The 13,907-nt window shown below is 55.6% G+C and carries 10 protein-coding genes, 2 tRNA genes and 2 rRNA genes; 10 read left to right on the top strand and 4 right to left on the bottom strand.

Going from position 1 to position 13,907, the window contains the following annotated elements; translation table 11 throughout:
• The first annotated feature begins 79 nt into the window (after positions 1 to 79).
• The 5 genes from AB4N85_RS13070 to AB4N85_RS13050 all read left to right on the top strand — a co-directional run bounded on the left by AB4N85_RS13070 (position 80) and on the right by AB4N85_RS13050 (position 4,778).
• The gene (locus tag AB4N85_RS13070; protein WP_236168533.1) at positions 80 to 442 is read left to right on the top strand and encodes an antibiotic biosynthesis monooxygenase; all 363 of its coding nucleotides are present in this window, start codon (positions 80 to 82) and stop codon (positions 440 to 442) included.
• A 101-nt stretch (positions 443 to 543) separates the two neighbouring features.
• Positions 544 to 813, top strand: a complete 270-nt coding sequence (locus AB4N85_RS13065) for a hypothetical protein (protein ID WP_016770723.1) — start codon at positions 544 to 546, stop codon at positions 811 to 813.
• Positions 814 to 914: 101 nt separating this feature from the next.
• Positions 915 to 1,529, top strand: a complete 615-nt coding sequence (locus tag AB4N85_RS13060) for a LysE family translocator (RefSeq protein ID WP_076563682.1) — start codon at positions 915 to 917, stop codon at positions 1,527 to 1,529.
• 205 nt (positions 1,530 to 1,734) lie between these two features.
• Entirely contained in the window at positions 1,735 to 2,901 is a 1,167-nt protein-coding gene (locus AB4N85_RS13055) for an aminotransferase class V-fold PLP-dependent enzyme (RefSeq protein ID WP_460068283.1), read from the top strand.
• Between the two features lie 68 nt (positions 2,902 to 2,969).
• The gene (locus AB4N85_RS13050) at positions 2,970 to 4,778 is read left to right on the top strand and encodes an aminopeptidase P family protein (protein ID WP_236168536.1); all 1,809 of its coding nucleotides are present in this window, start codon (positions 2,970 to 2,972) and stop codon (positions 4,776 to 4,778) included.
• Positions 4,779 to 4,822: 44 nt separating this feature from the next.
• Here the strand turns inward: AB4N85_RS13050 and AB4N85_RS13045 are convergent, their stop codons facing one another.
• On the bottom strand, positions 4,823 to 5,419 hold the full coding sequence (locus tag AB4N85_RS13045; RefSeq protein WP_236168537.1) for a 2-hydroxychromene-2-carboxylate isomerase: 597 nt from the start codon (positions 5,417 to 5,419) through the stop codon (positions 4,823 to 4,825).
• A 41-nt stretch (positions 5,420 to 5,460) separates the two neighbouring features.
• Positions 5,461 to 6,189: an SDR family oxidoreductase gene (locus AB4N85_RS13040; protein WP_236168538.1), complete on the bottom strand. Its 729-nt coding sequence runs from the start codon at positions 6,187 to 6,189 to the stop codon at positions 5,461 to 5,463.
• 92 nt (positions 6,190 to 6,281) lie between these two features.
• Between AB4N85_RS13040 and AB4N85_RS13035 the strand changes: the two genes are divergently transcribed.
• Positions 6,282 to 6,851, top strand: a complete 570-nt coding sequence (locus tag AB4N85_RS13035) for a TetR/AcrR family transcriptional regulator (RefSeq protein WP_236168539.1) — start codon at positions 6,282 to 6,284, stop codon at positions 6,849 to 6,851.
• Here AB4N85_RS13035 and AB4N85_RS13030 read toward each other — a convergent pair whose 3' ends face one another.
• Together AB4N85_RS13030 and rhtA are read right to left on the bottom strand one after the other, a co-directional pair.
• The gene (locus tag AB4N85_RS13030) at positions 6,852 to 7,133 is read right to left on the bottom strand and encodes a hypothetical protein (protein ID WP_236168540.1); all 282 of its coding nucleotides are present in this window, start codon (positions 7,131 to 7,133) and stop codon (positions 6,852 to 6,854) included.
• A 167-nt stretch (positions 7,134 to 7,300) separates the two neighbouring features.
• On the bottom strand, positions 7,301 to 8,188 hold the full coding sequence (rhtA, locus tag AB4N85_RS13025) for a threonine/homoserine exporter RhtA (protein ID WP_236168541.1): 888 nt from the start codon (positions 8,186 to 8,188) through the stop codon (positions 7,301 to 7,303).
• 667 nt (positions 8,189 to 8,855) lie between these two features.
• Here rhtA and AB4N85_RS13020 point away from each other — a divergent pair.
• The 4 genes from AB4N85_RS13020 to AB4N85_RS13005 all read left to right on the top strand — a co-directional run bounded on the left by AB4N85_RS13020 (position 8,856) and on the right by AB4N85_RS13005 (position 13,810).
• Positions 8,856 to 10,392 (top strand): 16S ribosomal RNA (locus tag AB4N85_RS13020).
• A gap of 123 nt (positions 10,393 to 10,515) precedes the next feature.
• Positions 10,516 to 10,592 (top strand) — tRNA-Ile (locus AB4N85_RS13015).
• Positions 10,593 to 10,602: 10 nt separating this feature from the next.
• Positions 10,603 to 10,678: transfer RNA gene (locus AB4N85_RS13010), tRNA-Ala, on the top strand.
• A 238-nt stretch (positions 10,679 to 10,916) separates the two neighbouring features.
• Positions 10,917 to 13,810: ribosomal RNA gene (locus AB4N85_RS13005) — 23S ribosomal RNA — on the top strand.
• The 16S and 23S rRNA genes sit together here with 2 tRNA genes alongside, the layout of an rRNA operon.
• Positions 13,811 to 13,907: the final 97 nt, after the last annotated feature.

Here is a 13,907-nt window from a genome sequence, read left to right as displayed (position 1 = left end):
TGACCTTGACTTAACTAGAGGTTTTACCCTGCAGCTCTTCGGGTCGCAAGGCTCGCTTCAACATGAGTGGGGGCTTTCCATGAGCAATCGCAGCTTTACCCAATTGATCGAATTCGAAATCGAACCCCGTCAGCAAGCGGCGCTGGTCTCGGCTCTGGCCACGCAGACCGAGGGTCTGGCTCTGCGTTACGACGGATTTCTCAGCGCCAGCGTGCAAGCCAGCGACGACGGCCGCCGCGTGTTGAGCTTTTTGCAGTGGCAAAGTCGCGAAGCGGGCGATGCGGCATTTCGCGGTTTCGAACGCGGCGAAGAGGATTTCTGGCAGTTGATCCGTACGCATCGGGCGAAAACCGTGACCTTCAACTCGTTCCAAGTGCACAGCAGCATTGCCCGCAGCCACGACGACGCGCTGCACTGCCGTCTGCCGGTCAGCCAGTATTAGTGCCAACCTGATAGCCACTATTGAGAGCGTTGATTTCTGCGCGAGCGTGCCCGGGCGTAGCCTTTCTCCATCGACCCCACATTGCTCGCCAGGACGCTCCCATGAACCGTTTACTGACTGTTTCGCTGATGCTCGCTGTTTCCGTACTCGCCGGTTGTGCTGGCCATGTTTCGCCAGAGCTGCGTCCTTACACCGCTGAAGAATCCCGCGAGCTGGCGCTGGAGGCCCTGAACCGCAGCGGCTTGTCGTTCGACGAATACCACGCCAAAAAAGCCCAATTGCTCGGCCAGCCGCAGAAGACTTTCGGCTTCGATCAGCAGGGTGAGATGAGCGCCGAACGTGCCATACAGCTGCACGGCCGTCCAAGCTGACAGCAAACTGTACTGCTTGAAGTTTTCCCTAACTGTCCGTGGGTTTGCCGGGCCGTGTGGGATAGGGTCAACAGCTGAATGACCCTGGATGGACTGCCTCGATGAACCTCTCGCTTGATCTGCTGTTGGCCTTTGCCCTGTTTGCGCTTGTCACCTCGATCACACCGGGGCCGAACAACACCATGTTGCTGGCGTCCGGAGTGAATTTCGGTTTCAACCGCACCATTCCACACATGCTCGGCATCAGCTGCGGCTTCTTCCTGTTGGTGGTAGCGGTAGGCTTCGGCCTTGGCGCGGTGTTTCAGGCCTACCCGATTCTGTATACGGTGCTGCGTTATGTCGGCGCGGCGTATTTGTTGTATCTGGCGTGGAAAATCGCCCACTCCGGCCCGGTCGGCGACAGTGCCCACGGCGAGGCGAAACCGATCAGCTATCTGGGCGCCGCAGCGTTCCAGTGGGTCAATCCCAAAGCGTGGATCATGGCAATCGGTGCCATCAGCACGTACACGCCGATGCAGGGTTATTTCTATAACGTCGTGATCATCGCGGCGGTGTTCGCCATCATCAATCTGCCCAGTGTCGGCCTGTGGGCGGCGTGCGGCACGCTGTTGCGCAATGTGCTGAAAGATCCGCGCTGGTTGCGCGTGTTCAATTGGGGCATGGCAGCGCTGTTGGTGATCTCGCTGTATCCGTTACTTCTGGAAAGCTTTCACTGACGCATTGCTTCAATCGCCGGCCCGATGCCTGTTAAGCTCGGTTTCAGGAGCGTTCCTACGCACTTTTAAATGAAGCCCTACTTCTTTAACGGCATCCGATCAGGTATTGATGACGCTCTCGAACCCATGCACAGCCCACGAGGCTGTGCATTGTCGTTTGCAGACACGAGCCTCCTGATCCCGGAACACGCTCTGCGAGTCCTTTATGAACACACGTCCGTTGTATTTCGATTACGCCGCCACCACCCCGGTGGACGAGCGGGTCATCCAGGTGATGATCGAGTGTCTGGGTTTTCACGGTAACTTTGGTAACCCGGCGTCCAGCTCCCACGCTTTCGGCCAACAGGCCCGGCAGACGGTCGAGCAGGCACGTCGGCAAGTTGCCGATCTGGTCGGCGCGCAGCCTGAGCAGATTGTCTGGACCTCCGGGGCCACCGAATCCAACAACCTCGCCCTCAAAGGCGTCGCTCAGGCCCGTGGCGTTTGCGGCGGGCACATCATTACCAGTCAGATCGAACACAAGGCCATTCTCGACACCGCCCGGCAATTGCAGGATTCGGGCATTGCCGTGACCTATCTGGTGCCGGACGCCCAAGGCTTGATCACGCCGCAAGCGGTCAGCGAAGCGATGCGTGACGACACCTTTCTGGTCTCGCTGATGCTGGTCAACAACGAGTTGGGCACGGTCAACGATGTCGAGGCGATTGGCGAAGTGGTGCGCAGTCGACAGGCGTTGTTTCATGTTGATGTGGCGCAAGGCGCGGGCAAAGTCGCGATCGATCTGAGCCGCTGGCCGGTGGATCTGATGTCCTTTTCCGCACACAAACTCTACGGCCCCAAGGGCATCGGCGCCTTGTATGTCGCCCCGCAGGCGCAGCAACGCTTGCAGGCACAGATCCACGGCGGCGGTCATGAAGGTGGCCTGCGCTCCGGAACCCTGGCGACTCATCAGATTGCCGGGATGGGCGCTGCTTTCGCTTTGGCCGCCGACGCATTCGATGAAGAGAAAAAATCCATCATCGCTTTGCGCGAACGCTTGCTCGAACAGCTTTTGAAGTTGCCCGGCGTGCGCCTCAACGGCAGTGCCTCGCAACGTATTCCGCACACCCTGAGCCTGACCTTCAGCGAGGGCGAGTTCAACAGCGCCGCATTGAGCCATTCGATCGCGTTTTCCGCGACGTCGGCGTGTAATTCCGCGAGCAACGCACCGTCCCACGTGCTGCTCGCGCTCGGACACGATGCGCGGCTTGCGGGGCGCACCATTCGCTTGAGTCTCGGGCGGTTTACCAAAGTCGAGGATGTCGACAAGGCCGTTGACCTGATCACAACCGCCTGCGCCAGTGCTCCGGCATTCTGGGCGACAGGGCTCTAAACAGCAGACGCTTTCCATGGCCGCGAAGGCTACGAACAATAACGATGACGCGATTAGCAGGAGACATGATGAGTTCCCACACCTTGACCGAAGGATCGGTGCCTCAGCGCCTGGCGCATACCCGTGAACTGATGCGCCGCGAAGGCATCCACGCGCTGCTGGTGCCGTCCGCCGACCCGCATCTTTCGGAATACCTGCCGGGTTACTGGCAAGGCCGGCAGTGGTTGTCGGGTTTCCACGGCTCGGTCGGTACGCTGATCGTCACTGCGGATTTCGCCGGTGTGTGGGCCGACAGTCGTTACTGGGAACAGGCGACGAAAGAGCTCAACGGCAGCGGCATCGAACTGGTCAAACTGCAACCGGGGCAGCCGAGCCCGCTGGACTGGCTGGCGGAGCAAACCCCCGAGGGCAGCGTGGTTGCGGTGGACGGCGCGGTAATGGCGGTGGCTTCGGCGCGCACACTGAGCAGCAAGCTTGAGGCACGCGGCGCTCGCCTGCGCACCGATATCGACCTGTTACAGGAAGTCTGGCGTGATCGCCCGAGCCTGCCGAACGCGCCGATCTATCAGCATCTGCCGCCGCAAGCGACTATCAGTCGTGGCGAGAAGCTGGCGAAATTGCGCGAAACCTTGCAAGAACGTGGTGCCGACTGGCACTTCATCGCCACCCTGGATGACATCGCCTGGCTGTTCAACCTGCGCGGCGGTGATGTCTCGTTCAATCCGGTGTTTGTTTCGTTCGCCTTGATCAATCAGCAACAGGCCACGCTGTTTGTGGCGCTGAGCAAGGTCGATGCCGATCTGCGTGCCGTGCTCGAACAGGATGGCGTAACGCTACGTGATTACAGCGAAGTGGCCGATGCGTTGCGGTCTGTGCCGGGTGGCGCGAGCCTGCTGGTCGATCCGGCGCGAGTGACCACGGGGTTGCTGGATAACCTCGACAGTGGCGTGAAACTGGTCGAGGGCCTCAACCCGACTACGTTGGCCAAATCGCAGAAAAGCGAAGCCGACGCTCAACACATCCGTAAAGCGATGGAGCAGGATGGCGCAGCGTTGTGCGAATTCTTTGCCTGGCTGGAATCGGCGTGGGGGCGCGAGCGCATCACCGAACTGATCATCGACGAGAAACTTACCGCTGCCCGTGAACGTCGTCCCGATTACGTTTCGCTGAGCTTCAACACGATTGCCGCGTTCAACGCCAATGGTGCGATGCCGCACTATCACGCTACCGAAGAAGAGCATGCGGTGATCGAGGGCGATGGTCTGTTGCTCATCGATTCCGGTGGCCAATACCTCGGCGGTACCACTGACATCACGCGGATGGTCCCGGTGGGCACGCCGACGCAAGAGCAGAAGCAGGATTGCACGCGCGTGCTGAAAGGCGTGATTGCCTTGTCGCGGGCACGTTTCCCGAAAGGCATTCTGTCGCCGCTGCTCGACGCCATCGCTCGTGCGCCGATCTGGGCTGACAACGTCGACTACGGTCACGGCACCGGTCATGGCGTGGGCTATTTCCTCAACGTTCACGAAGGTCCGCAGGTAATTGCTTATCAAGCGGCACCGGCACCGCAGACGGCGATGCAGCCGGGGATGATCACCTCGATCGAACCCGGCACTTATCGCCCGGGCCGCTGGGGCGTGCGCATCGAAAACCTGGCGATGAACCGTGAGGCCGGCAGCAGCGAATTCGGCGACTTCCTCAAGTTTGAAACCCTGACGCTGTGCCCGATCGATACCCGCTGCCTGATTGCTGACCTGCTGACCCACGAAGAAAAGCAGTGGCTGAACGACTACCACCGCGAAGTGCGTGAGCGACTGAGTCCATTGCTGGATGGCGCGGCGTTGAGCTGGTTGAACGAGCGCACTGTGGCCATTTGATCGATTTACCCAAGGCACCGCTCGCGATGCCTTGGGGCTTGGCTTCAGTCCTGGCGCAATGCCTCTTCCACGAAGTCGAGTCGATCCTGACCGAAGAACAACTGATCGCCGATAAACATGCTGGGGGCACCGAAAACGCCGCGTTTGATGGCGGCTTCGGTGTTTTCCTTGAGTGCGGCTTTTACTGATTCGTCGTTGGTCAGCGCGATTATCTCTTGGGGGTCGAAGCCGTTTTCAGTCAGCACGGCAGCAATGGTTTGCGGATCGTTGAGGTTACGACCTTCTACCCAAAGCGCCCTGAACAGGCAATCGACGAATTCGGCGAAACGCTGCGGCTGGCGCATCTGCATGCCAGTAACGGCACGCATCAATATCAGCGTGTTGATTGGAAAGTGCGGATTGAATCTGAGCTGTACGCCGTAGCGTTTGGCGAAGCGATCGAGGTCCTGAAACATGTAGCGGCCCTTGGCCGGAATCATTGCCGGCGAAGCGTTGCCGGTGGCTTTGAACACGCCACCCAACAGCATCGGGATGTAGATCAGTTCGCTATGGGTATCGGCGCAGATTTTCGCTAGCTGGGTGTGCGCCAGATAGGTGGTGGGGCTGCCGAGGTCGAAATAGAATTCCACGGATTTCGTCATGATCAAATTGCGCTCTTATTGTTGTAATGAGGGAGGAGGGCTTACCAGCGTTCGTTCCAGGGCCGAAGGTCCAGCTCAAAAGTCCAGGCATCCCGTGGCTGACTGTGCAGATACCAATAGTTTTCAGCGATGTGCTCTGGATCGAGAATGCCGTCCTGATCCTTGGTCGCGTATTTCTCGGGAAAGCTGTTGCGGATGAAGTCGGTGTCGATCGCACCATCAACCACGACGTGGGCGACATGAATGTTCATCGGCCCCAACTCTCTCGCCATGCTTTGCGCCAGTGCGCGGATGCCATGTTTGGCTCCAGCGAAAGCGGCAAATCCAGAAGCACCGCGCAGCCCGGCCGTGGCACCAGTGAACAGAATCGTGCCGCGCTGCCGAGTGACCATCCGCTTGGCCACTTCACGGGCATTGAGAAAACCGGAGAAGCAGGCCATCTCCCAGATCTTGAAATATTTGCGCGCGGTTTCTTCGAGAATGCTGCAGGGCACGTTGGCGCCGATGTTGAAGACAAAGGCCTCGATCAGGCCGACGCGGGTTTCGATGTCTTCGATCAAGGCGATGACGTCTTCTTCCTTGCGCGCATCGCAGGCAAAACCATGGGCCTCACCGCCCTCAGCGATGATTGCGTCAACCAGAGGCTGCAATTTGTCGGCGCTGCGCCGGGTCACACAGGCTATAAACCCCTCACTGGCAAAGCGCTTGGCAATCGACCCGCCGGTGGCATCACCGGCACCGACAACCAACACGACCTTCTTGTTATTCATGGGTGAATCCCTTTGGGTTAACGATCGTTTAGTTAACGAACGTTATGCTAGGATTTGGGCAGCGTCAAGGCGATCTATTTTCAGGAGAGGACATGCGTTATTCACCCGGGCACAAATCGGAAACCCGCGAACGATTGCTGCAAAGCAGCGCGCTGTCGGCAAAGAAATCGGGGTTTTCCACGGTGGGCGTGGATGGCTTGATGAAAGCCATCGGCTTGAGTGGCGCGGCGTTCTACAGCCACTTTTCATCCAAGGATGCGTTGTTCGCTGCCATCGTCGAGCGAGAGTTGAGTGAAAGTCTTGAGCGCCTTGGTGGCCAGGGCGGTGCAGATAGGCAGCGGCTGGAGCGTTGTCTGAAGCAGTACCTGAGCATGGCCCACGTCGAGCAACCAGAGTCCGGTTGCGCGCTGCCGACATTGGGCGCAGAGGTTGCCCGTGCCGATATGCAGGTGCGTGAGCAGGCTGAACAGTGGATCTGCCGTCTTCAGCAGGGCTGGGCTGAGATCCTGGAAAGCGAGAGTCTGGCCTGGTCGGTGCTGTCGCAATGTGTGGGTGCGTTGGTGGTCGCGCGAATGCTGGCAACACCGGACGTGCAGCGTACGGTGTTGCGCTCGAGTCATGAGCAAATCACTCGTCAGCTCGCTTTGCCACGAGCCGAGTAGTTATCTGCAGATGACGATCATGCTGCGGCTGGTATAACCGGCGGGGTTCAGGCCGAACGGATAATCGCCAGGTTCCTCGACGGCATCCCCGGATTTGGCGATCACCTTGTAACCCTTGGGGGCGCAGGAGTTGGCTGCGCTGCTGTAGCACTTGTCCCATGAGGATGAAAGACCGGAACAGTTGATGTGCAGTCCCTTCTTGCCGCGTTTGACCTGGGTTTCCGAAGTCGCCGCGCAACTCGCGATCGCCAGTAGGGCGATCATTAGCAAAATTCGTTTCATTACCATCCTTAATAGCGGCCGCGAGTCTGGTGCTCGGGTCTGCCTGTATTCGCTCGCGTTTGCAGCGTGGTGCCGTCCTTTGCGAAAAAATCCATGCCTGGCGATGGGTTACGCAGCTAAACATGGCCTAAATGAGCGCCAATTACCAGAGCCACTTTCGCTACGCTTCAGTCAGCCGCGACAGCAGGCTTTGCTCCGCTACCCATGGTCATGGTTGCGCCCACTGAAGCCAGAATAATGCACAGGATGGCCAGCCATTGTGACAATGAAAGGTATTCCTGGAGAAAAAGCAGACCTGACAGCGCGCCGAAGGCCGGCTCGATACTCATGAGCGTGCCGAAGGTGCGCGCGGGCATACGCGTCAGCGCGACCATCTCCAGGGTGTAGGGCAGGGCGGTGGACAGAATGGCGACGCCGATAGCGATCGGAATCAGTGATGGTGTAAGCAGCGCAGCGCCGGCATGAACGATTCCGATCGGTGCCACGAACAGCGCGGCGATCATTACGCCGAGGGCTGCCGTCGTCACCCCGTTATCGGCGCCGGCCTTTTGCCCGAACAAAATGTACAGCGCCCAGCAGACCCCGGCGCCCAGCGCATAGCCCGCTCCGACCAGATCAATGCCGACAGTGGTTGCCCCGGTAGGTATCAATAGAAGCAAGCCGGCCGCAGCAAGCGCAATCCATACAAAATCGATGGCTCGGCGAGACGCATATATAGCTACAGCCAGAGGGCCGGTGAATTCCAGCGCAACGGCGATGCCCAGCGGCACTGTGCGCAGCGACATATAAAAGAGGAAGTTCATTCCTCCCAGTGCCATCCCATAGACGATGACGGTACGAAGGGATTTGGCGGTCAACTTTGCGCGCCATGGGCGGAGCAACAGCAGCATGATCACGCTGGCAAAGATCAGGCGCAGCGTGGTTGTTCCTTGTGCGCCGATAATGGGGAACATGCTTTTGGCCAGAGAAGCGCCCGACTGGATGGACGCCATGGCTATCATGAGCAGGCAAACCGGAAACAATGTGGAAGCAAGGGAGCGAGGTTGATCATTCATTGCGCGGCAGCATCCAAGGCAAAAACACAGTATTGTTGTGGTAGTGGGCAATATACTGCGCATTGGATGGGGTCGCGTCTATATATAGAAAGCGTTTTTGCTGATTTGAAAGAAAAGCGAAATTAACGGTTGACGGCAGATTCCAGAGGTCTATAATTCGCCCCACTTCCGGCGCAGTCGAAACGGAAAACTCCTTGAGATTCAAAGAGTTACGCAGTTTTCGACGGCGGCTTGCTTCAAATCATCGAAGTCTGGAAGGAGTTGAAAGAGCAGTGATGTGTAGCTCTTTTAACGGTTCGATCTTCTCGGTCGAAAGCGGAGAAAAAGAGGTGTTGACAGCAGCGATTAACGCTGTAGAATTCGCCTCCCGCTAACGAGAGATCGGAAGCGCAAGTGGTTGAAGTTGTTGAAGAATTCTTCGAAAACTTCTGAAAATAATCACTTGACAGCAAATGAGGCTGCTGTAGAATGCGCGCCTCGGTTGAGACGAAAGATCTTAACCAACCGCTCTTTAACAACTGAATCAAGCAATTCGTGTGGGTGCTTGTGCAGTCAGACTGATAGTCAACAAGATTATCAGCATCACAAGTTACTCCGCGAGAAATCAAAGATGTAACCAACGATTGCTGAGCCAAGTTTAGGGTTTCTTAAAAACCCAAAGATGTTTGAACTGAAGAGTTTGATCATGGCTCAGATTGAACGCTGGCGGCAGGCCTAACACATGCAAGTCGAGCGGATGAGAGGAGCTTGCTCCTGGATTCAGCGGCGGACGGGTGAGTAATGCCTAGGAATCTGCCTGGTAGTGGGGGACAACGTTTCGAAAGGAACGCTAATACCGCATACGTCCTACGGGAGAAAGCAGGGGACCTTCGGGCCTTGCGCTATCAGATGAGCCTAGGTCGGATTAGCTAGTTGGTGAGGTAATGGCTCACCAAGGCGACGATCCGTAACTGGTCTGAGAGGATGATCAGTCACACTGGAACTGAGACACGGTCCAGACTCCTACGGGAGGCAGCAGTGGGGAATATTGGACAATGGGCGAAAGCCTGATCCAGCCATGCCGCGTGTGTGAAGAAGGTCTTCGGATTGTAAAGCACTTTAAGTTGGGAGGAAGGGTTGTAGATTAATACTCTGCAATTTTGACGTTACCGACAGAATAAGCACCGGCTAACTCTGTGCCAGCAGCCGCGGTAATACAGAGGGTGCAAGCGTTAATCGGAATTACTGGGCGTAAAGCGCGCGTAGGTGGTTTGTTAAGTTGGATGTGAAATCCCCGGGCTCAACCTGGGAACTGCATCCAAAACTGGCAAGCTAGAGTATGGTAGAGGGTGGTGGAATTTCCTGTGTAGCGGTGAAATGCGTAGATATAGGAAGGAACACCAGTGGCGAAGGCGACCACCTGGACTGATACTGACACTGAGGTGCGAAAGCGTGGGGAGCAAACAGGATTAGATACCCTGGTAGTCCACGCCGTAAACGATGTCAACTAGCCGTTGGGAGCCTTGAGCTCTTAGTGGCGCAGCTAACGCATTAAGTTGACCGCCTGGGGAGTACGGCCGCAAGGTTAAAACTCAAATGAATTGACGGGGGCCCGCACAAGCGGTGGAGCATGTGGTTTAATTCGAAGCAACGCGAAGAACCTTACCAGGCCTTGACATCCAATGAACTTTCCAGAGATGGATTGGTGCCTTCGGGAACATTGAGACAGGTGCTGCATGGCTGTCGTCAGCTCGTGTCGTGAGATGTTGGGTTAAGTCCCGTAACGAGCGCAACCCTTGTCCTTAGTTACCAGCACGTAATGGTGGGCACTCTAAGGAGACTGCCGGTGACAAACCGGAGGAAGGTGGGGATGACGTCAAGTCATCATGGCCCTTACGGCCTGGGCTACACACGTGCTACAATGGTCGGTACAAAGGGTTGCCAAGCCGCGAGGTGGAGCTAATCCCATAAAACCGATCGTAGTCCGGATCGCAGTCTGCAACTCGACTGCGTGAAGTCGGAATCGCTAGTAATCGCGAATCAGAATGTCGCGGTGAATACGTTCCCGGGCCTTGTACACACCGCCCGTCACACCATGGGAGTGGGTTGCACCAGAAGTAGCTAGTCTAACCTTCGGGAGGACGGTTACCACGGTGTGATTCATGACTGGGGTGAAGTCGTAACAAGGTAGCCGTAGGGGAACCTGCGGCTGGATCACCTCCTTAATCGACGACATCAGCTGCTGCATGAGCTCCCACACGAATTGCTTGATTCATTGAAGAAGACGATAGAAGCAGCTTTAAGCTCCAAGCTGATAGCTCTGAGCTAACAGTTACAAGCTCGAAATTGGGTCTGTAGCTCAGTTGGTTAGAGCGCACCCCTGATAAGGGTGAGGTCGGCAGTTCGAATCTGCCCAGACCCACCAATTTTGTTATGGGGCCATAGCTCAGCTGGGAGAGCGCCTGCCTTGCACGCAGGAGGTCAGCGGTTCGATCCCGCTTGGCTCCACCATAAACTGCTTCGAAGTTTGAGAGTTTAGAAATGAATATTCGAGCTGAATATTGATTTCTAGTCTTTTGATTAGATCGTTCTTTAAAAATTTGGGTATGTGATAGAAAGATAGACTGAACGTTACTTTCACTGGTAACGGATCAGGCTAAGGTAAAATTTGTGAGTTCTCTTAATTGAGAAATTCGAATTTTCGGCGAATGTCGTCTTCACAGTATAACCAGATTGCTTGGGGTTATATGGTCAAGTGAAGAAGCGCATACGGTGGATGCCTTGGCAGTCAGAGGCGATGAAAGACGTGGTAGCCTGCGAAAAGCTTCGGGGAGTCGGCAAACAGACTTTGATCCGGAGATCTCTGAATGGGGGAACCCAGCCATCATAAGATGGTTATCTTGTACTGAATACATAGGTGCAAGAGGCGAACCAGGGGAACTGAAACATCTAAGTACCCTGAGGAAAAGAAATCAACCGAGATTCCCTTAGTAGTGGCGAGCGAACGGGGACTAGCCCTTAAGTGGCTTTGAGATTAGCGGAACGCTCTGGAAAGTGCGGCCATAGTGGGTGATAGCCCTGTACGCGAAAATCTCTTAGTCATGAAATCGAGTAGGACGGAGCACGAGAAACTTTGTCTGAATATGGGGGGACCATCCTCCAAGGCTAAATACTACTGACTGACCGATAGTGAACTAGTACCGTGAGGGAAAGGCGAAAAGAACCCCGGAGAGGGGAGTGAAATAGATCCTGAAACCGTATGCGTACAAGCAGTGGGAGCAGACTTTGTTCTGTGACTGCGTACCTTTTGTATAATGGGTCAGCGACTTATTTTCAGTGGCGAGCTTAACCGAATAGGGGAGGCGTAGCGAAAGCGAGTCTTAATAGGGCGTCTAGTCGCTGGGAATAGACCCGAAACCGGGCGATCTATCCATGGGCAGGTTGAAGGTTAGGTAACACTGACTGGAGGACCGAACCGACTACCGTTGAAAAGTTAGCGGATGACCTGTGGATCGGAGTGAAAGGCTAATCAAGCTCGGAGATAGCTGGTTCTCCTCGAAAGCTATTTAGGTAGCGCCTCATGTATCACTGTAGGGGGTAGAGCACTGTTTCGGCTAGGGGGTCATCCCGACTTACCAAACCGATGCAAACTCCGAATACCTACAAGTGCCGAGCATGGGAGACACACGGCGGGTGCTAACGTCCGTCGTGAAAAGGGAAACAACCCAGACCGTCAGCTAAGGTCCCAAAGTTATGGTTAAGTGGGAAACGATGTGGGAAGGCTTAGACAGCTAGGAGGTTGGCTTAGAAGCAGCCACCCTTTAAAGAAAGCGTAATAGCTCACTAGTCGAGTCGGCCTGCGCGGAAGATGTAACGGGGCTCAAACCATACACCGAAGCTACGGGTATCATCTTAGGATGATGCGGTAGAGGAGCGTTCTGTAAGCCTGTGAAGGTGAGTTGAGAAGCTTGCTGGAGGTATCAGAAGTGCGAATGCTGACATGAGTAACGACAATGGGTGTGAAAAACACCCACGCCGAAAGACCAAGGTTTCCTGCGCAACGTTAATCGACGCAGGGTTAGTCGGTCCCTAAGGCGAGGCTGAAAAGCGTAGTCGATGGAAAACAGGTTAATATTCCTGTACTTCTGGTTATTGCGATGGAGGGACGGAGAAGGCTAGGCCAGCTTGGCGTTGGTTGTCCAAGTTTAAGGTGGTAGGCTGAGATCTTAGGTAAATCCGGGATCTTAAGGCCGAGAGCTGATGACGAGTTACCCTTTGGGTGACGAAGTGGTTGATGCCATGCTTCCAAGAAAAGCTTCTAAGCTTCAGGTAACCAGGAACCGTACCCCAAACCGACACAGGTGGTTGGGTAGAGAATACCAAGGCGCTTGAGAGAACTCGGGTGAAGGAACTAGGCAAAATGGCACCGTAACTTCGGGAGAAGGTGCGCCGGTGAGGGTGAAGGACTTGCTCCGTAAGCTCATGCCGGTCGAAGATACCAGGCCGCTGCGACTGTTTATTAAAAACACAGCACTCTGCAAACACGAAAGTGGACGTATAGGGTGTGACGCCTGCCCGGTGCCGGAAGGTTAATTGATGGGGTTAGCTAACGCGAAGCTCTTGATCGAAGCCCCGGTAAACGGCGGCCGTAACTATAACGGTCCTAAGGTAGCGAAATTCCTTGTCGGGTAAGTTCCGACCTGCACGAATGGCGTAACGATGGCGGCGCTGTCTCCACCCGAGACTCAGTGAAATTGAAATCGCTGTGAAGATGCAGTGTATCCGCGGCTAGACGGAAAGACCCCGTGAACCTTTACTATAGCTTTGCACTGGACTTTGAATTTGCTTGTGTAGGATAGGTGGGAGGCTTTGAAGCGTGGACGCCAGTTCGCGTGGAGCCATCCTTGAAATACCACCCTGGCAACTTTGAGGTTCTAACTCAGGTCCGTTATCCGGATCGAGGACAGTGTATGGTGGGTAGTTTGACTGGGGCGGTCTCCTCCTAAAGAGTAACGGAGGAGTACGAAGGTGCGCTCAGACCGGTCGGAAATCGGTCGTAGAGTATAAAGGCAAAAGCGCGCTTGACTGCGAGACAGACACGTCGAGCAGGTACGAAAGTAGGTCTTAGTGATCCGGTGGTTCTGTATGGAAGGGCCATCGCTCAACGGATAAAAGGTACTCCGGGGATAACAGGCTGATACCGCCCAAGAGTTCATATCGACGGCGGTGTTTGGCACCTCGATGTCGGCTCATCACATCCTGGGGCTGAAGCCGGTCCCAAGGGTATGGCTGTTCGCCATTTAAAGTGGTACGCGAGCTGGGTTTAGAACGTCGTGAGACAGTTCGGTCCCTATCTGCCGTGGACGTTTGAGATTTGAGAGGGGCTGCTCCTAGTACGAGAGGACCGGAGTGGACGAACCTCTGGTGTTCCGGTTGTCACGCCAGTGGCATTGCCGGGTAGCTATGTTCGGGAAAGATAACCGCTGAAAGCATCTAAGCGGGAAACTTGCCTCAAGATGAGATCTCACTGGAACCTTGAGTTCCCTGAAGGGCCGTCGAAGACTACGACGTTGATAGGTTGGGTGTGTAAGCGCTGTGAGGCGTTGAGCTAACCAATACTAATTGCCCGTGAGGCTTGACCATATAACACCCAAGCAATTTGCTGACCTGAAAAGGCGCCAGATTGCGGTGTGTGAAGACGAAACGAACCGAAAGTTCGAAACTCACAAACACCTAGCTG

It is taken from the genome of Pseudomonas sp. H1_G08 (assembly GCF_054681355.1).
Note: the sequence above shows the minus strand (reverse complement) of the source record. Positions and strands in the feature narration are given on the sequence as shown.